The sequence below is a fragment of the Enterobacter sp. 120016 genome (assembly GCF_018383635.1).
GTDB lineage: Bacteria > Pseudomonadota > Gammaproteobacteria > Enterobacterales > Enterobacteriaceae > Enterobacter > Enterobacter asburiae_D.
The window spans coordinates 315512-333431 of sequence record NZ_JAHAWC010000002.1; the positions used below are offsets into that span (position 1 = coordinate 315512).

Genomic DNA, 17920 nt, shown 5'->3' on the forward strand with positions numbered 1-17920 from the left:
ATCTTGTTTTGTCATTCAGTGCTGTAACGGATTTTATTGTAACTCATTGATATTTATGCGGTGATTTTCCTGTTTGATTATAAGTGCTAATTTTCTAAGCTATTTGTGCTTTGTAAAAGTTCCTTGATATTTACATTTTGAAACATGTTGATAGATAAATGAAACATCTTCAAAGTTTTCGTATCATATTCGCATTGGATTATTCTGTAATTTTGCGGAGAATGAAATTGCCGACTGGTTAATGAGGGTTAACCAGTAAGCAGTGGCAATTATAAGGCATATAACAGAGGGTTAATAAAATGAAAGTTAAAGTACTGTCCCTCCTGGTACCAGCACTCCTGGTAGCAGGCGCAGCAAATGCGGCCGAAATTTATAACAAAGATGGCAACAAATTAGATCTGTACGGTAAAGTCGATGGTCTGCACTATTTCTCTGACGACAAGGGTGCCGACGGCGACCAGACCTACATGCGTCTTGGCTTCAAAGGCGAAACTCAGGTTAACGATCAGCTGACCGGTTACGGCCAGTGGGAATACCAGATCCAGGGCAACACCTCCGAAAGCGAAAATGATGCCTGGACGCGTGTGGCGTTCGCGGGTCTGAAATTCGGTGACGCGGGTTCTTTCGATTACGGTCGTAACTACGGCGTAATCTACGACGTAACCTCCTGGACTGACGTTCTGCCAGAATTTGGCGGCGATACCTACGGCGCAGACAACTTCCTGCAGTCCCGTGCTAACGGCGTGGCGACCTACCGTAACCAGGACTTCTTTGGTCTGGTGGATGGTCTGAACTTTGCCCTGCAGTATCAGGGTAAAAACGGCAGCGTAAGCGGTGAAAACGTCGGTGGACGCAGCCTGCTGAAACAGAACGGCGACGGCTACGGTGCATCCGTGACCTATAACCTGGGCGAAGGTTTCAGCGTGGGTGGCGCAATGTCCTCCTCCAAACGTACTGCCGATCAGAACGGCGCAAGCGTTTATGGTCATGGCGATAACGCAGAAGTCTATTCTGGCGGCCTGAAATACGATGCCAACAACATCTATCTGGCAGCGCAGTACTCTCAGACCTACAACGCAACCCGTTTCGGTACCTCTAACGGCAGCAGCCCGACTACCGCTTACGGCTTCGCTAACAAAGCGCAGAACTTCGAAGTAGTTGCTCAGTACCAGTTCGACTTCGGCCTGCGTCCATCCGTGGCTTACCTGCAGTCTAAAGGGAAAGACATCGAAGGTTATGGCGATCAGGATCTGCTGAAATATGTTGATGTTGGTGCGACTTACTACTTCAACAAAAACATGTCCACCTACGTGGATTACAAAATCAACCTGGTTGATGAAAATGAATTCACCCGTCAGGCGGGTATCGGTACTGACGATATCGTCGCGCTGGGCCTGGTTTACCAGTTCTAATCGCTTCACCGTGTGACGTAAGGGGCCTGATGGCCCCTTTTTTGTGCCTCTCAGATTCTCACAACTCACCCGTTTTGGTGTACTCTTGCCGCCCTGGCATGAGGATAATAATGAATGGACATGACTTTTTTACGCGCCAGCTTTCTGGCTATGCTTTTTTTCCTGACCGCGTGTAACGATCCCACCCCCGTGGCGAAAACCGACGCACCCGCCGCGGCGGTGCTCGAAGGCAAAACGATGGGGACCTTCTGGCGCGTCAGCGTCATGAACCTCGATAAAACGCGCACAGATGAACTTCGCGGCAAAATCCAGTCGCAGCTGGACGCCGACGATCAGCTGCTGTCGACCTATAAAAATGACTCGGCGCTGATGCGCTTTAACCTCTCAACCAGCACCTCCCTGTGGCCGGTGAGCGAGGCGATGGCCGATATCGTGACCGAGGCAATGCGCGTGGGTTACAAAACCAACGGCGCGATGGATGTGACCGTCGGACCGCTGGTAAACCTTTGGGGATTTGGCCCTAACAAACAGCCGGTGACCACGCCTGCACAGGCGGCTATTGATGACGCCCGCGCCAGGACAGGGCTGCAGCATCTGACGGTGATCAATCAGTACGGGCAACAGTACCTGCAAAAGGATATCCCCGATCTGTTTGTCGATCTGTCGACGGTTGGGGAAGGCTATGCGGCGGATCATCTTGCTGCGCTGATGGCCCAGGAAGGGATTTCCCGCTATCTGGTCTCCGTGGGCGGCGCGCTAGTCAGCCGGGGCATGAACGCCAGCGATAAGCCGTGGCGCGTAGCGATTCAAAAGCCGACCGATCGGCAGAATGCCGTGCAGGCGATAGTGGATATCAACGGACATGGCATCAGTACCTCCGGCAGCTACCGTAACTATTACGAGCTTGAGGGGAAGCGTATTTCGCACGTTATCGATCCGCAGACCGGACGTCCCATCACGCATAACCTGGTCTCGGTGACGGTCATTGCCCCCACCGCGCTGGAAGCGGATGCCTGGGATACCGGATTAATGGTTCTCGGCCCGGAAAAAGCCAAAGAGGTGGTTCGTCAGGAAGGGCTGGCGGTTTATATGATCACCAAAGAGGGCGACGGGTTCAAAACCTGGCATTCACCGCAGTTCGACAGCTTCCTGGTGCGCGAAAAAAATTAAAAAGCAAGGTTGCGGGTTTTTTATCAGTGGCACTCAGGCAGGCTCTATGTATGCTTACAAGAGGAGCCGATAATGAGAAACTCGACCTTTATTACCGATGAGGATCGCTGGCAGGCCGTGCTGGCCCGCGATCCGCTCGCTGACGAACAGTTTGTCTTCGCCGTGCAGACCACGGGTATTTTCTGCCGCCCGTCATGCCGCGCCCGCCACGCGCTGCGTAAAAATGTCCGCTTTTATCCCGATGCCCACCACGCCGTTCAGGCAGGGTTTCGCCCGTGCAAGCGCTGCATGCCGGACAAACGCGATCCGCAGGCGCAGAAGCTGGCGAAAGTGGAACACGCCTGCCGTCTTCTGGAGCAGGAACCCACGCTAACGCTGGAGGGGCTGGCGCAGCAGGTTGCCATGAGTCCTTTCCATTTCCACCGTCTGTTTAAGTCCGTGACCGGCATGACGCCAAAAGCCTGGCAGCAGGCGGCGCGAGGCCAGCGCCTGCGCACCGCGCTTGCACAGGGAGACAAAGTTACCGACGCCGTGCTGGCGGCGGGGTTTCCCGACAGCAGCAGCTATTATCGCAAAGCCAACGATGCGCTGGGCATGACGGCGAAGCAGTACCGCAAAGGGGATGCGGCAGTGCGTTATGCCATCAGCGACTGCTCGTTAGGACGCTGTCTGGTTGCAGAAAGCGAGCGGGGGATCTGCGCGATCCTGCTGGGTGACAGCGATGCGGAATTAGCCGAAGAGCTTGCCGCGCATTTTCCAAAAGCAGCGCATGCGCCGCTGGAAGAGGATTTCGCGCGGCGGATCCAGCAGGTGATTGCCAGTATTGATAACCGCGACGTACCGCTTGCGCTGCCGCTGGATATTCGCGGAACCGCGTTCCAGCAGCGCGTCTGGCAGGCCCTTCGCAACATTCCCTGCGGCGAAACGGCAAGTTACCAGCAGGTGGCGCAGGCGATTGGTCAACCCAATGCGGTACGCGCCGTTGCCGGAGCCTGTGCGGCAAACACGCTGGCGATTGTGATCCCCTGTCATCGCGTGGTTCGTCACGACGGCGCGCTGTCGGGTTACCGTTGGGGGACGGCGCGAAAAGCGCTATTACTGAAACGTGAGGCGAAACGCCAGGAGGAATAATGCTCGATCTTTTTGCGGATGCTGAACCCTGGCAGGAGCCGCTTGCGCCGGGGGCGGTGATCCTGTGCCGCTTTGCACTCTCCCGTGCGGCGGCGCTGCTTGCCGGTATCGACGAGGTGACGGCGGTTTCGCCGTTTCGCCATATGGTGACGCCGGGCGGCTACACCATGTCGGTGGCCATGGCCAACTGCGGCGAGCTGGGCTGGGCGACGAACGAGCGGGGCTATCTGTATGCCCCGAACGATCCCGCTACCGGCCAGCCGTGGCCCCCGATGCCTGCCGTTTTTCAGGCTCTCTGCCACGAGGCCGCCGTAGCTGCGGAGTATCCTGACTTTCGGCCGGATGCCTGCCTGATTAACCGCTACGCTGTCGGTGCGAAGCTCTCGCTGCATCAGGACAAGGATGAGCCCGATCTGCGCGCGCCTATCGTCTCGGTATCGTTAGGTCTGCCCGCCGTCTTCCAGTTTGGCGGATTACGCCGCAACGATCCGCTCAAACGCATCATGCTGGAACATGGCGATGTGGTGGTGTGGGGCAGGGCGTCGCGGCTTTATTACCACGGCATTCAGCCGCTGAAGCCCGGGGTTCACCCGCTGACGGGCGAATACCGTTATAACCTGACCTTCCGTCAGGCGGGGGCGAGTAAACTAAAATAAGAATTATTCTTGATGTCAGCGCAGGGCAGTTTACACTGCTGGCTGATTTTTATTGTCCGGATTGCCTGCATGCAACTACTTCTCCTTGTCTGGCGTCAGTATCGCTGGCCCTTCATCGCCGTAATGGCATTAAGCCTTGCCAGCGCCGCGCTGGGTATTGGCCTGATCGCGTTTATTAACGTGCGGTTGATTGAGATGGTCGACACCTCGCTCTCCGTATTGCCGGAGTTTCTCGGCCTGCTGCTTCTGTTGATGGCGGTTACGCTCGGTTCCCAGCTTGCGCTGACCGCGCTCGGCCACCATTTCGTTTTTCGTCTGCGCAGTGAGTTTATCAAGCGGATCCTGGACACCCAGATAGAGCGCGTTGAGCAGCTCGGCAGCGCTTCCCTGCTGGCGGGGCTGACCAGCGACGTGCGCGCCATTACCATCGCGTTCGTTCGTCTGCCGGAGCTGGTGCAGGGGATCATTCTGACCTTTGGATCGGCGGCTTATCTCGCCTGGCTCTCCAGCAAAATGCTGGCGGTGACCGCGCTGTGGATTGCCATTACCATCTGGGGCGGCTTTATGCTGGTGTCGCGCGTCTATAAACACATGGCGGTGCTGCGCGAAACCGAAGATAAGCTCTATAACGATTACCAGACGGTACTGGAAGGACGCAAAGAGCTCACTCTGAACCGCGAGCGCGCCGAGCATATCTTTAATAACCTCTATATCCCGGACGCGCGCGAATACCGTCATCACATTATTCGCGCCGATACCTTCCACCTGAGCGCGGTGAACTGGTCAAACATTATGATGCTGGGCGCCATTGGCCTGGTATTCTGGATGGCGAACAGCCTGGGCTGGGCGGACACCAACGTCGCGGCAACCTACTCGCTGACGCTGCTGTTTCTGCGCACGCCGCTGCTGTCGGCTGTCGGTGCGCTGCCCACCTTGCTGAGTGCGCAGGTGGCATTTAACAAGCTCAAAAAATTCGATCTCGCGCCGTTTAAAGCCGAATTCCCGCGCCCGCAGGCCTTCCCGAACTGGCAGACGCTGGAGCTGCGTAACGTCACGTTCCGCTATCAGGACAGCGCCTTCTCCGTGGGGCCGGTCAACCTGACGATCCGCCGCGGTGAACTGCTGTTCCTCATCGGCGGCAACGGCAGCGGTAAATCTACGCTGGCGATGTTGCTGACCGGACTCTATCAGCCGCAGTCGGGCGAGATTTTGCTCGACGGCACGGCGCTCAGCGCGGAGAAGCCCGAGGATTACCGCAAGCTTTTCTCGGCGGTGTTCACCGACGTCTGGCTGTTCGATCGGCTGCTGGGGCCGGAAGGGCAACAGGCCAATCCTGCGCTGGTGGAAAAATGGCTGGCGCAGCTGCAGATGTCGCACAAGCTGGAGTTACAGGACGGGAAGATCCTCAACCTGAAGCTTTCCAAAGGGCAGAAAAAGCGCGTGGCGCTGCTGCTGGCGCTGGCGGAAGAGCGCGACATCATTCTGCTGGATGAGTGGGCGGCCGACCAGGACCCGCACTTCCGCCGCGAGTTTTATCAGGTGCTGCTGCCGCTGATGCAGGAGATGGGCAAAACCATTTTCGCCATCAGCCACGACGATCACTACTTCATTCATGCCGACCGCCTGCTGGAGATGCGTGACGGCAAGCTGAGCGAGCTGACTGGTGAAGAGCGGGATGCGGCCTCGCGTGACGCGGTGGCGCGTACGGCCTGATGCCCTCACCCTAACCCTCTCCCACAGGGAGAGGGGATAGATCGTGGCCGTAATGCCGCTTTTTTCTCCACCTCGCCCCGTTGTTTATTCTTATTTACATATCCCCGCGCTATGCTTAACCCCAACTCATTTAATGGATTTATGATTGATGTCGGTATTAAAGAAAAACAGCGCCAGGCAGCGTGATCAGGAGCGCGCGCGACTCATCTGGCTTCTCACGACCGATAAAGCGGTCACTTCTACGCTATTAGGCAAACTCACCCTGGCTGAGCAATATGATGTCGGCACCCTGGCCGACGATATTGCTGAGGTAGGTGCGCTGGTTGCTCATTTGCCCCCGCCGGATCTGGCGGATACGCTTGAGGCGCTTCCCTCGGAAGAACGCCACGCCCTGTGGCGTCTGGTGCAGGATCACGAGCGCGGGCAGGTGCTGCTTGAGGCCTCGGAAAACGTCTGGGACGACCTGATCGACGAGATGAGCGACCGGGATATTCTCGACGCTGTGCAAACCCTGGATATCGACGAGCAGATTTACCTCGTTCAGCACCTGCCGCGAAACCTGACCGGTCGCCTGCTGGCGTCGCTGCCTGCGGAGGAGCGGGCGCGCGTGCGTCAGGTGATGCATTACGAGAAAAACAGCGTTGGCGCGATCATGGAGTTCGGCGTTATCACGGTGCGACCGGACGTGACGCTCGGCACCGTGCAGCGCTACCTGCGTCGCCTAGGCAAGATGCCGGACAACACCGATAAACTGTTTGTCACCTCCCGGGATAAAACCCTGCTTGGCGAACTTGAGTTGAAAACCATCCTGCTCAACAGCACCCAGCGGAAGGTGAGCGAGGTGATGGAAAACGAGCCGATGGTCTTCTCCCCGGAAGACGATGCGGAGAAAGCGGCACGTACCTTCGAACGTGACGACCTCGTCAGCGCCGCCGTCGTGGATTCTGTCGGCAAGCTGATGGGGCGTCTGACCATCGATGAGATCGTTGATGTAGTCTACGAAGAAACCGACAACGACCTGCGTGCGCTCGGGGGGATCAGCGCCGAAGATGACGTCCATGCCTCCGTCGGCAAGGCGGTGAAAACGCGCTGGGCGTGGCTGGCCATTAACCTGTGTACCGCGTTTATCGCCTCCCGGGTGATTGACGGGTTTGAACACACCATTTCTCAGCTGGTGGCGCTGGCCTCGCTGATGCCGATTGTCGCAGGGATTGGTGGTAACACCGGAAACCAGACCATCACCATGATCGTCCGCGCGCTGGCGCTGGAAAATATTCAGCCCGGTAACTTCGCCTTTCTGATCTTCAGGGAGATGGGCGTGGCGCTGATCAACGGCCTGGTGTGGGGCGGCATTATGGGCGGCATTACCTGGTGGCTGTATGACGATATGGCGCTGGGTGGGGTGATGATGCTGGCGATGGTGCTAAATCTGCTGGTGGCATCGATGATGGGGGTCATTATCCCGCTGACGATGACCAAACTGGGGCGCGACCCCGCGGTGGGGTCGAGCGTGATGATCACCGCCATCACCGATACCGGCGGTTTCTTTATTTTTCTTGGGCTGGCGACGGTTTTTCTTCTTTAAGCCGACGCTTAATGCGGGCGGGGAGGAGTGCCATAACGATAATCCCGCCCAGCACGCCAATCGCCAGATTGCCGGTTGATACCGTGGCGGCTACGGTGACCAGCATGACTACCGTTTCAGCAATCGGGGCCGTTTTCACCGTGGCTGGCTGAAGGCTGTGCCAGCTGAAGGTTTTGACGGCGACAATTGCCATAATACCCGCCAGCACCGCCATCGGGATTTTGGCCATCACTTCGCTGAGCGCCGTCACCAGGATCAGCAGCACAATGCCCGCCGCAAGGGTTGAAATGCGGCTTCGACCTTTCCCCATCTCCACGTTGACGATGGTTTGCCCAATCATCGCGCAGCCTGCAATACCGCCATAAAATCCGGCCAGAATATTACCCACGCCCAGCCCGATGCTCTCACGGCGCTTGCTCGACGGCGTTGCGGTCAGCTCATCCACCAGCTTTGCCGTCAGCAGGGATTCCAGCAGGCCGACAAAGGCGATGCTCAACGCGCATGGCCAGATAATGCTCAGCGTCTGTACATTGAGAGGGACCAGAAGTTCGGTAAGACCTGGTAAACCGCCGCTCATGGAGCCTTCATCGCCCACGGTCGGCAGGATTTGACCGGTTGAAACGGTGAACACGGTAAGCACAACAATCGCAATCAGCGGGGAAGGGATGCTTTTGAGATAGCGCGGCACCCACAGCACGATCAGCAGCGTCAGCGCGAACAGGCCCACAATCAGCGGGCTTCGGCTCCAGAAATGCGGCACCTGAGCGAAGAAGATCAAAATGCCGAGGGCGTTAACAAACCCGGTCATGACCGACTGAGGAATAAAGCGCATCAGCCTTGCCATGCCCAGCACGCCAAACAGAATCTGAATCACGCCCGCCATCAGCACGGCAGGAAGAATGTACTGTACGCCGTGCTGATGCACCATCGGGCCAATGACCAGCGCCACGGAACCGGCCGCTGCCGTGACCATCGCCGGGCGACCACCGAGTACAGACAGGGCAAGACACAGCACCACGGAGGCGATCAGGCTGACCTTCGGGTCAACGCCCGCCACCACCGAAAATGAGATGACTTCGGGGATCAGCGCCAGGGCGGTAATTACGCCTGCCAGCGTTTCACGCGTCAGCTGCTTAGGGGAACGCAGCACGTTGGCTACGCGGTCTTCGGGGGATACGGCAGAATGGGGTAAGGACATAACAGTTCGCTGGTTAGGGCAGGCTTCCGTGCGCGCGATCACAAAACGCAACATACTAGCCAGTAAAACCGCGCTTTACCAGACGCATCGATAATTCCTCACAAACAATCCATCATTAAATTTCACAATTACAATAATTTCGTAACCTTTAAACAATATTTAAAAGTTGTTACCGTGCCCCCGCAGCTTTTTTCACCTGCAATTTCCACGCATCAAGCACTTTTACACTAAGGCATAAATTATGAAAAAAATGACTGCCATGCTCTTTTCTCTGGCCGTGGGGCTTAACACCGTCTCCATGGCGGCGAAAGCTGACGCACCAAAAGAGCAGGAAACGGACGTCCTTTTAATTGGTGGCGGTATCATGAGCGCCACGCTGGGAACCTATCTGCAAGAACTGCAGCCGGACTGGTCTATGACCATGGTCGAGCGCCTTGATGGCGTGGCGCAGGAGAGTTCGAACGGATGGAATAACGCCGGTACCGGACATTCGGCACTCATGGAACTGAACTATACGCCGCAGAAAAAGGACGGTTCCATTAGTATCGAGAAGGCGGTAGAGATCAACGAAGCATTCCAGGTTTCTCGCCAGTTCTGGTCTCATCAGGTCAACAGCGGCGTGATGCACGACCCGCACTCCTTCATCAACACCGTGCCGCACATGAGCTTTGTGTGGGGTGAGCAGAACGTTAACTTCCTGCGCGCGCGCTACGCCGCTCTGCAGCAGAGCACGCTGTTCCGCGGGATGAAATACTCTGAAGACCACGCGCAGATTAAAGAGTGGGCTCCGCTGGTCATGGAAGGTCGTGACCCGAACCAGAAAGTGGCGGCGACCCGTACCGAAATTGGTACCGACGTTAACTACGGTGAAATTACCCGTCAGCTGGTGACGTCTCTGAAGAAAAAAGAGAACTTCAACCTGCAGCTCAGCACCGAAGTGCGCGGTTTCAAGCGCAACGCGGATAACAGCTGGAGCGTGACCGTTGCCGATCTGAAAAACAACGAAGCCGAGCACGTCATCAAGGCGAAGTTTGTCTTTATCGGTGCGGGCGGCGCGGCGCTGAAGCTGCTGCAGGAGTCCGGTATTCCGGAAGCTGACGACTACGCGGGCTTCCCGGTGGGCGGCCAGTTCCTGGTGTCCGATAACCCGGAAGTGGTGAACCGTCATCTGGCAAAAGTATACGGCCAGGCTTCCGTTGGCGCACCGCCGATGTCTGTTCCACACATCGACACCCGTATGCTTGACGGCAAACGCGTGGTGCTGTTTGGGCCGTTCGCGACCTTCTCCACCAAGTTCCTGAAAAATGGCTCCCTGTGGGATCTGCTCAGCGCCACAACCACCTCTAACGTCAAGCCGATGATGGACGTGGGTCTGGATAACTTCGACCTGGTGAAATACCTGATTAGCCAGGTGATGCTCTCTGACGACGACCGTTTCGAGGCGCTGAAAGAGTACTATCCGCAGGCGAAGAAAGAAGACTGGCGTTTGTGGCAGGCGGGTCAGCGCGTACAGATCATCAAGCGCGATCCGAAAGAGGGCGGCGTGCTGCGTCTGGGTACCGAAGTGGTGAGCGATAAGGATGGTACCATCGCCGCGCTGCTGGGTGCATCACCGGGCGCGTCTACCGCTGCGCCAATCATGCTGCACCTGATGGAAAAAGTGTTTAAAGATAAAGTCGCCAGCCCGGAATGGCAGGCGAAGCTGAAAACCATTATTCCATCCTACGGCACGAAGCTGAACGGCAACGTGAGCGCGACGGAGCAGGAGCTTGAATACACCAGCCGCGTACTGCAGCTGCAATACATCAAGCCGCAGGCTGCGGATGCTGCGCCAAAAGCGGAGCTGAAGCCTCAGCCGGAAAACAAACCGGTTGCGGATATCGCGCTGTAAGGTCAAAGCAAAACGGTAACATCCGTTACCGTTTTTAGTGTTTTCTCCCTCTCCCGGTGGGAGAGGGTTGGGGTGAGGGCACCAGAGCGCACCCTTCCCGGGTCGGGTAAGGCGAAGCCGCCACCCAACTTATTTTTAACGTACTACCGCTTGTCCGATGTTCTCGTCCGCCTTCCACACGCGATACTTCACTTCCACGTTTTCAGGCGTATAGACCACGATCGGCAGCTTGCTGTTGTAGCGCAGCAGACTGTTGTCGCCCAGATACGCCGTCACAAATTTCTTCTCTTTTTTGCCGTCCGGGCAGGCCATCATGGTGGAGACCGGAGAGGTCACTTTATCAAAGACGTAATAGTCGTAACCCCATCCTTCCAGGGTTTTGCTTTCCAGCTGACCGCCCAGACGGTGCTGGTTGCAGTCCACTTCCAGCGTCTTGCCAATTAACAGTTCCACTTTGAAGTTCGCTTCGTCCTGCTGAACCGGCAGCTGAATCACCTGACGCTTCATCCCTTTGTCCGCCTGTGGGTACGGAGCCACTTTCTCCAGCGGCTGCTCTTTTGGGGTTTCGCTGGCGAAAGCACTGCTGCTGACGCACGCGGCGGCGATGAGGGCGATGGCAAATTTAGGTGCGTTTTTCATTGTCATTCCTTTATGTCAAAACGATCCTGCGCAGGTTAACATAACAACCATGAATGATTGGTGTTATTTACTTACATTTTCACTATAGATAGCGTTATACGCTTTTAAAAATCCTGTTTAGTGGTTGTTTATGCTGGTGTGGAGTCGAGTGCCAGTTCGTGTTATTTTAGACCTTATATAATGTTATTCATCTGTAAAAGGGAAGAGAGATGGTTCGTGCAAAACTGAAAACACCTGAAGGCCGCAAATTCCTCCTGGCGCTGCTGGTCGTGTTTATGATTGCTGCCGCGTGCGTGGGGCGGGCAACCATTGTTGGCGTGATCGAACAGTACAATATCCCCCTCTCTGCCTGGACAACCAGCATGTATGTCCTGCAATCGGCGATGATCTTCGTCTACAGCCTGGTATTCACCGTTCTGCTGGCCATCCCGCTGGGCATTTTCTTCCTGGGTGGACGTGAGAAGCGCTAAGCATTCACCTCAGAAATGAAGCCAGCCTGCGGGCTGGCTTTTTTTATATCAGATGATTTTTATTCGCATTTCCAGGATATTCTGTTTCGAACAAGATTGTTCGACATAAAGCAGGAGATGCGCAATGTTATCCCGGTTTGCAACGCTCAGCCGGATCCCGAAAGGAGTCTGGGTTGTGGGTGGCGTCAGCATGTTGATGGATATCTCCTCGGAGATCGTTCACAGCCTGCTGCCGTTGTTTATGGTCACGACGCTGGGTGCCAGCGTGATTTTCATTGGTTTGATTGAAGGTCTGGCCGAGGCCACTGCGCTGTTTATCAAAGTGTTTTCCGGCGCAATCAGTGATTATCTGGGCAAACGTAAAGGGCTGGCGGTTCTGGGCTACGGTCTTGGCGCGTTGAGTAAACCGTTGTTTGCTATTGCCTCTTCCTCCGGCATGATTCTTGGGGCACGCTTAATCGACCGGGTAGGGAAGGGGATCCGGGGGGCGCCGCGTGATGCGCTGGTCGCTGACGTTACGCCGCCGGAACTCCGCGGCGCGGCCTTTGGCTTGCGTCAGTCGATGGACACCATTGGCGCCTTTCTCGGGCCGCTGCTGGCCGTCGGCTTAATGCTGCTGTGGAATGATGATTTTCGTACCATTTTCTGGATTGCGGTGATCCCCGGCGTACTCGCCGTTGCCTTGCTTTTCTTCGGCCTGCATGAGCCTAAAACCCCTGTCGAACATAAGCGAACGAATCCCATCAAACGAGAGAACCTCAGGCGCCTCGGGAAAGGCTGCTGGTGGGTCATTGGCCTGGGGGCCATCTTCACGCTCGCACGTTTCAGCGAAGCATTTCTTGTCCTTCGCGCTCAGCAGTCGGGTGTGTCGCTGGCGCTGATCCCGCTGGTGATGGTTGCCATGAATCTGCTCTATTTCCTCTCTGCCTATCCGTTTGGCAAGTTATCCGACGTGATGAGCCACACCCGATTACTGCAGTGGGGGCTGGTGGTGCTGATTGGCGCGGACATTGTGCTGGCGCTGAGCACCCACTGGGCAGGCATTATTATAGGCGTTGCGCTTTGGGGGATACATATGGGCATGACCCAGGGGCTGCTGGCGGCAATGATTGCGAAAACCGCACCTGCGGATCTGCGCGGTACCGCCTACGGTATTTTTAGTCTGGTCAGCGGCGTGGGGTTATTAGTCGCCAGCCTGGGGGCAGGGGCCATCTGGGAGACGTTTGGTGCGCAGTATACGTTTTATGCCGGGGCGGTGATTTGTCTGGCGACGCTGGTTTATCTGCGAAAAACACCTGGCGAAATGGAATAAAAAAACCAGCCGTAAAAGGCTGGTTTTGATAATAATTTTGGTCGGCACGAGAGGATTTGAACCTCCGACATCCACGACGGTTTAACTAATTATATTTCAGGTATTTAGGCTTTTTTAGGAATGTTTCTAATGGCTATAATCCGTCAATTAACGTTTGGTAAATTCAATGTTCAAGTCCGAGTGAAGGACTTCCCTCAAAATACAATAACCCGTGATTCATATGTTGAATGTGAGCTAGCCGCTAACGAATATTTAGCGGGGCTTTATCCTTCTACGAACACTGTAGAAAAGCTAACTACGCCTTACATGAATGAGATCATGATAAAGAGAGTCATTGATCAATAGAGTTTTCACTCTTTGTGTTTATGACCTTCCCCATAATCAGTGGCCTATGAGGCGACACACATGAAATCTTTACTTTTTACAGCGCTGATCTTTCTCTCCGTGTCCAACGTGAACGCAGCGGAGAAACTCGAGGCAGACGGCTTACTGGGGTTTAGATAGACCTGCGACAATGGCACAACACCAATCAACTACAACGATGGTTCAGAAGCGGTTATCACTATCTCCGGGGTTAAGCATCTTCACACATCACCCACATCGTGCGGGGCTAGTCTTTACGATGGGATTATTGATCCACATAAAACTTCCACGGTGAAGTCTGAGAAGGTAAATTCCAGATTCATAACGTATTATGATGATTTACCACTGGGGAGTACGTATTGTGAATAATAGTGTGATCGGGATCAACATTGATTAATCAATGCTCGTTATTATTTCTCGTCGTTTGTTTGAGGGTGTTCAAAAAATGGTTGGTTTCGTTCTATTTCTTCTGGCTATTGTTTTAATCATCGTGATTTTCAAGTTGTTACCACGTAGTACCTATAAATGGATCGGTTATGCCGTCTTAGCTGTTGTCGGCGTTTGCGTGATTGGTGGTGTTTGGCTCTATGTACAAAACCAACAAAATGCCGAACGCTATCGGGCAGAGCAACAGCAGGAGCAACGAGATCTCGTTACCTTCTTGAATGATGTTGATAGATGGGGGCAAGAGAACGCGAAGAAGGATAGCACCGGCTATTACTCAATCAATACCCAACAAATCAAGCAATATGCCGCTGACCTTCATACGGCCCGGAAATATAGCTTTTATTTCTATGGAGTAACCACGTTGGGAGATAATCGAGTAACTACGACTCTTGATAAGCCTCTTAACGGGGTTAGCGAAGTGAAGATCGTTTGTGATGGGGCTTTGATGCAATCCGACTGTGAAAAAGCCGTTAAGAATGGCTACCGGGGTGGCTTCCTGCTTCACATCTACACCTTAGACGGCGGAAAAGCTTTTAGCCCGACAAAAGGCTGGTTAGACCCTAAACCGTGGGATAAAGAAGCTAAGCCAATTTCGAATTAATATGCTAGCAGAGAATTTTTAATGATGAAAAGGAGCACCAGAGCAGGGTTATTTTCGTTGTTGGTTGCTCCTATAAGTGTGCATGCAAACCTACAAATAATTTATGGTGTTTATCAGGATAATATCCTCCCCTATAAATTTTTTCTACAGTACCTAAAGGCGCGTTTAAATCCCTTCGGGATTCAGTGGCTAAATTGAATGAAAAGTTATCATAAAGCAGCGTTATTAATCTTAAGCTGGATCATGTTGGTTGCAGCCCTTCCAGCCCGCGCGGGGATGTTTGATAGTTCTATTGATCTTTCAAAGCCGTTTACGTGTAAGGATGTTTCCCCGTCACCTATGCGTATCACAGAGAAGGGGTTGATCATGGGTGGTGTGCTTTACCCGCTATACAACCCTAACGCCGCCTCTACTCCGGTGCTTACTAACACTATATTTAGGAGCCGGGATAATCTGGAAGAAATAGACGTTGTGCAGTATGCCAGCGATGGGAAAGTAAACGTTAGCTATATGAAATTCTATAGCGACCCGGATCAATTCACCGACTATGAAGCAATCGACAATAACAAAATCTTTGAGAAAGCCAGTGGGGAAGCTGTAGATCCTAAGCCGTTCTATCACTCTAAAAATCAAGGGTGCGAACAATGAAAGCAGGACAAGCCTTAGCCGCTTTGGTGTTGGTTCTTATCTCTCTAAATGCCTCTGCTACTATGTACGTGAATAGCGGTAGTGATAGCGATTATGTTTACTGCAATACTACTAACCCGGATGGATCAAACAAGTTTGGGAATTGCCCGACAAAGGGCAGACAGTTAGAAGTTGAAGCGGTTAGGGATGGTGTGATCCGTTTCCGTTTCTATGATATGGGCGGCGTTTTCCCGTGGTTCTATGCAAAGGTGATCGATAGTGAAAACGGCGTATACCGGGAACTAACCAGCCTCCCCGAGAGTGTAGATGAAGCGCAGGATCTACAGCTTACAGGCGACTATGTGATCATCAATCAATACAGCAAGAAAAAACCCGCTGATAAGAATGTATTCACACGGGAAACGTTTTTCAAGATTAGCCAATAATAGGGGGTAAATAGTTACAACCTGTTTAAGTATAACCAGATCATAAAGCGGGAGCCGGATCAGTAGTTGTGTCATGGCCTCGCTTTTATCTTATGTGAGAAACATATACCAGCCCGTGTAGCTTCGCTACTGTCATGCTTTCAGCATGTAAGGGCTTTATGTACTACTGACGAAACGCAAGGAGGCCCGGAGGTGGATTACTTCTATCACGGCAAACCCTGCAAGCGGTGCGGGAGTACAGCAGGTTAAACCCGCTCTCATGTACAACAGTCGATAGAGTCAGGTGGTTAAGGCAAGAAGTGTTTAACTCCCTAACCATCTGATCTAAATGATAAAATTTGGTCGGCACGAGAGGATTTGAACCTCCGACCCCCGACACCCCATGACGGTGCGCTACCAGGCTGCGCTACGTGCCGACGCATAAAAAGAATACTACTCGATTCCGTTTTGAATGCAAGGGAATCCGTCGCTAACTGGTTTATTATTAATCAGTTAGCGATAAACCGCTTCTCATCCGTCAGGACCTGCAGCAGCAGGCTCAGCTGCGGTTTCTGGTCTTTCAACCGTTCACCCTGCAGATTATACGTCTGATAATTCCCGTTGCTGTTCAGCACCAGCGTCAGCTTCGGCGTGGTCACCACCAGCGTATTATTCCCCGCAGCCGTCACCCAGTTGTGGCGGCGCGCGGCGCTGAAGAGATCCTGCCCCTGCGAATATTCGTTTGCCGGCGTGCTGACGTGCAGCAGGCGTTGCATCAGGGTCGTCATCACATCTTTATGCTCGGTGAGCATATTGATGCGCTGCGCCGGCGTGCCTGGCCAGTGGATCACCAGCGGAACCTGCAGATTCGGACGAGACCAGCTCATACTCTTCGTCTCGTCACCTAACGGCACGCCATGACCTGCGGTCACGATCACCACGGTGTTGTCCAGCTTGCCCGACTCGCGAAGCGCATCAAGCACGCGGCCTATCTGCGCATCAACATCGCCAGCCGCGCGGCCATAACGGCGCGCAAAGTCATTCTTATTGCTGTCAGCAAGCGTTGTGCCGTTAAAGGCAACCCATGAGAACCAGCGGTTGTCTTCCTGGGCGTAGCGCTGCAGCCAGTTTATCCACTGGCTGGCGGTCTGCGCATCGGGCTGTTTTTGTGCCGTCGGCAGTGAGAAATCGGACAGCAGCGCCTGGCGGTAGAGCGGGCTGTTAAAGCCGTCGGAGGAGAACAACCCTAACTGATAGCCTTGCTGATTCAGCCCGGTGATCAGCGCCGCAGGCGTGCGGGTAGACAGTACGCCGTCCATGTAGCCGGCTGAAATGCCATAGAAGAGGCCAAAGATGCCCGCATCGGTTGTGTTACCGGAGCTCATATGCTGAGTAAACGAGACGTTTTTACTGGCGAAATCGGCCAGCGCAGGCATCTGCTTCTCGTAGCGCGAATAGTTCAGGCCATCGACGGTGATCAGCAGGACGTTTTGCCCGCGACCCATATCGCGGTACTGCAGGTCGCTCAGCGGATACTGAACGCTGACGGCTTCCGGGTTACCCTGTTCGACCAGGCGGCGCTGGTACTCCTGCGCATCAAGCAGGCCGTGTTTCTCGAGGAAGCGACGGGCCGTCATCGGATATGAGAGCGGCAGGTTAGCGCGCTGCATGGTAATCGGGCGATAGAAGTTCGCATCCGCCCAGATATACATGATGTGCGAACTGATAAAGGAGATGAAGAAGAGCGCAGCGACGGGCTTCGCGTAATGGCGTCGCCGGGTCAGGCTGCGAAGTTTTTGCCAGCTCCAGGTGGCAAACAGCATCTCAATCAACAGGATCACCGGGACGCTGATAAACATCAGCTGCCAGTCACGGGCCGTTTCGTTCTGGTCGGGGTTAATTACCAGTTCCCAGACGATGGGGTTGAGGTGCAGGTGGAAGCGGGTGAACACTTCACTGTCGATAAGCAGCAGCGTCATCCCCACCGTCGCAAGGATGGCGGACAAGAATCGCATCAGACGCTGCGACATGACGATAAACGTCAAGGGGAACAGGATCAGCAGATAGGTGGCGAAAACCAAAAAGCTAAAGTGACCGACAACGCTTATCCAGGAGTAGATACGCCCGGTTAGCGTTGTTGGCCAGTCTGCGACAAACAGATAACGACAGCCGATGACCGTCGCCAACAGAATGTTGAACAGGGCAAACCAGTGCCCCCAGCTAACCATCTGGGAGACTTTTTCACGGTAGCGCTGACGATTCGTCACCATAAACTGTTGT

The 17920-nt window shown here is 54.3% G+C and carries 15 protein-coding genes and 1 tRNA gene; 12 read left to right on the top strand and 4 right to left on the bottom strand.

What is annotated here, in order from left to right:
- Positions 1-299 precede the first annotated feature (299 nt).
- From KIF87_RS05720 to mgtE, 6 genes are all read left to right on the top strand, one after another.
- Positions 300-1412 carry a porin OmpC gene (locus KIF87_RS05720; RefSeq protein ID WP_047060579.1) on the top strand — a complete coding sequence of 371 codons (1113 nt, stop codon included), beginning with the start codon at positions 300-302 and terminating at the stop codon, positions 1410-1412.
- Between the two features lie 114 nt (positions 1413-1526).
- Positions 1527-2582 carry an FAD:protein FMN transferase ApbE gene (apbE, locus tag KIF87_RS05725; RefSeq protein WP_213328161.1) on the top strand — a complete coding sequence of 352 codons (1056 nt, stop codon included), beginning with the start codon at positions 1527-1529 and terminating at the stop codon, positions 2580-2582.
- A gap of 72 nt (positions 2583-2654) precedes the next feature.
- Positions 2655-3713 carry a bifunctional DNA-binding transcriptional regulator/O6-methylguanine-DNA methyltransferase Ada gene (gene ada / locus KIF87_RS05730; RefSeq protein ID WP_213328162.1) on the top strand — a complete coding sequence of 353 codons (1059 nt, stop codon included), beginning with the start codon at positions 2655-2657 and terminating at the stop codon, positions 3711-3713.
- Entirely contained in the window at positions 3713-4369 is a 657-nt protein-coding gene (gene alkB, locus KIF87_RS05735) for a DNA oxidative demethylase AlkB (RefSeq protein ID WP_213328163.1), read from the top strand. The genes ada and alkB overlap by 1 nt, the downstream gene beginning before the upstream one ends.
- Before the next feature lie 69 nt (positions 4370-4438).
- Positions 4439-6082, top strand: coding sequence for a multidrug ABC transporter permease/ATP-binding protein (locus tag KIF87_RS05740; protein WP_213328164.1), 1644 nt, complete (start codon positions 4439-4441; stop codon positions 6080-6082).
- A gap of 148 nt (positions 6083-6230) precedes the next feature.
- The gene (mgtE, locus tag KIF87_RS05745; RefSeq protein ID WP_121425299.1) at positions 6231-7667 is read left to right on the top strand and encodes a magnesium transporter; all 1437 of its coding nucleotides are present in this window, start codon (positions 6231-6233) and stop codon (positions 7665-7667) included.
- Here mgtE and KIF87_RS05750 read toward each other — a convergent pair.
- On the bottom strand, positions 7630-8919 hold the full coding sequence (locus tag KIF87_RS05750) for a SulP family inorganic anion transporter (protein WP_213328165.1): 1290 nt from the start codon (positions 8917-8919) through the stop codon (positions 7630-7632). The two genes, mgtE and KIF87_RS05750, sit on opposite strands and share 38 nt — an antisense overlap.
- A gap of 187 nt (positions 8920-9106) precedes the next feature.
- Here KIF87_RS05750 and mqo point away from each other — a divergent pair, with 187 nt between their 5' ends.
- Positions 9107-10756, top strand: a complete 1650-nt coding sequence (gene mqo, locus KIF87_RS05755; RefSeq protein ID WP_032646585.1) for a malate dehydrogenase (quinone) — start codon at positions 9107-9109, stop codon at positions 10754-10756.
- 135 nt (positions 10757-10891) lie between these two features.
- Here the strand turns inward: mqo and eco are convergent, their stop codons facing one another.
- Entirely contained in the window at positions 10892-11395 is a 504-nt protein-coding gene (gene eco / locus KIF87_RS05760) for a serine protease inhibitor ecotin (protein ID WP_181593532.1), read from the bottom strand.
- Between the two features lie 209 nt (positions 11396-11604).
- On the opposite strand from eco, the gene KIF87_RS05765 reads away from it, so the two are divergent.
- The 5 genes from KIF87_RS05765 to KIF87_RS05785 all read left to right on the top strand — a co-directional run bounded on the left by KIF87_RS05765 (position 11605) and on the right by KIF87_RS05785 (position 15661).
- Positions 11605-11865, top strand: coding sequence for a DUF2534 family protein (locus KIF87_RS05765; RefSeq protein WP_063143759.1), 261 nt, complete (start codon positions 11605-11607; stop codon positions 11863-11865).
- Between the two features lie 124 nt (positions 11866-11989).
- Positions 11990-13177 carry an MFS transporter gene (locus KIF87_RS05770; protein WP_213328166.1) on the top strand — a complete coding sequence of 396 codons (1188 nt, stop codon included), beginning with the start codon at positions 11990-11992 and terminating at the stop codon, positions 13175-13177.
- Positions 13178-13940: 763 nt separating this feature from the next.
- Positions 13941-14588: a hypothetical protein gene (locus tag KIF87_RS05775; RefSeq protein WP_213328167.1), complete on the top strand. Its 648-nt coding sequence runs from the start codon at positions 13941-13943 to the stop codon at positions 14586-14588.
- A 198-nt stretch (positions 14589-14786) separates the two neighbouring features.
- Positions 14787-15236 (top strand): hypothetical protein, encoded by a 450-nt coding sequence (locus KIF87_RS05780; RefSeq protein ID WP_213328168.1) that lies wholly within the window; start codon positions 14787-14789, stop codon positions 15234-15236.
- Complete coding sequence (locus tag KIF87_RS05785; protein WP_213328169.1) at positions 15233-15661, top strand: hypothetical protein; 429 nt, start codon at positions 15233-15235, stop codon at positions 15659-15661. The genes KIF87_RS05780 and KIF87_RS05785 overlap by 4 nt, the downstream gene beginning before the upstream one ends.
- 339 nt (positions 15662-16000) lie before the next feature.
- On the opposite strand, the gene KIF87_RS05790 is transcribed toward KIF87_RS05785, so the two are convergent.
- Together KIF87_RS05790 and yejM are read right to left on the bottom strand one after the other, a co-directional pair.
- A tRNA-Pro gene (locus tag KIF87_RS05790) sits at positions 16001-16077 on the bottom strand.
- A 72-nt stretch (positions 16078-16149) separates the two neighbouring features.
- Positions 16150-17910, bottom strand: coding sequence for an LPS biosynthesis-modulating metalloenzyme YejM (yejM, locus tag KIF87_RS05795; protein WP_213328170.1), 1761 nt, complete (start codon positions 17908-17910; stop codon positions 16150-16152).
- Between the last annotated feature and the right edge of the window lie 10 nt (positions 17911-17920).

Coding starts and splice junctions, on each gene's coding strand:
- apbE (WP_213328161.1), top strand. CDS start 1,527: ATGGACATGACTTTTTTACGCGCCAGCTTTCTGGCTATGCTTTTTTTC.
- KIF87_RS05750 (WP_213328165.1), bottom strand. CDS start 8,919: ATGTTGCGTTTTGTGATCGCGCGCACGGAAGCCTGCCCTAACCAGCGA.
- yejM (WP_213328170.1), bottom strand. CDS start 17,910: ATGGTGACGAATCGTCAGCGCTACCGTGAAAAAGTCTCCCAGATGGTT.
- KIF87_RS05780 (WP_213328168.1), top strand. CDS start 14,787: ATGAAAAGTTATCATAAAGCAGCGTTATTAATCTTAAGCTGGATCATG.
- KIF87_RS05770 (WP_213328166.1), top strand. CDS start 11,990: ATGTTATCCCGGTTTGCAACGCTCAGCCGGATCCCGAAAGGAGTCTGG.
- ada (WP_213328162.1), top strand. CDS start 2,655: ATGAGAAACTCGACCTTTATTACCGATGAGGATCGCTGGCAGGCCGTG.
- mqo (WP_032646585.1), top strand. CDS start 9,107: ATGAAAAAAATGACTGCCATGCTCTTTTCTCTGGCCGTGGGGCTTAAC.
- KIF87_RS05765 (WP_063143759.1), top strand. CDS start 11,605: ATGGTTCGTGCAAAACTGAAAACACCTGAAGGCCGCAAATTCCTCCTG.
- KIF87_RS05775 (WP_213328167.1), top strand. CDS start 13,941: ATGCTCGTTATTATTTCTCGTCGTTTGTTTGAGGGTGTTCAAAAAATG.
- mgtE (WP_121425299.1), top strand. CDS start 6,231: ATGTCGGTATTAAAGAAAAACAGCGCCAGGCAGCGTGATCAGGAGCGC.
- KIF87_RS05785 (WP_213328169.1), top strand. CDS start 15,233: ATGAAAGCAGGACAAGCCTTAGCCGCTTTGGTGTTGGTTCTTATCTCT.
- eco (WP_181593532.1), bottom strand. CDS start 11,395: ATGAAAAACGCACCTAAATTTGCCATCGCCCTCATCGCCGCCGCGTGC.
- alkB (WP_213328163.1), top strand. CDS start 3,713: ATGCTCGATCTTTTTGCGGATGCTGAACCCTGGCAGGAGCCGCTTGCG.
- KIF87_RS05720 (WP_047060579.1), top strand. CDS start 300: ATGAAAGTTAAAGTACTGTCCCTCCTGGTACCAGCACTCCTGGTAGCA.
- KIF87_RS05740 (WP_213328164.1), top strand. CDS start 4,439: ATGCAACTACTTCTCCTTGTCTGGCGTCAGTATCGCTGGCCCTTCATC.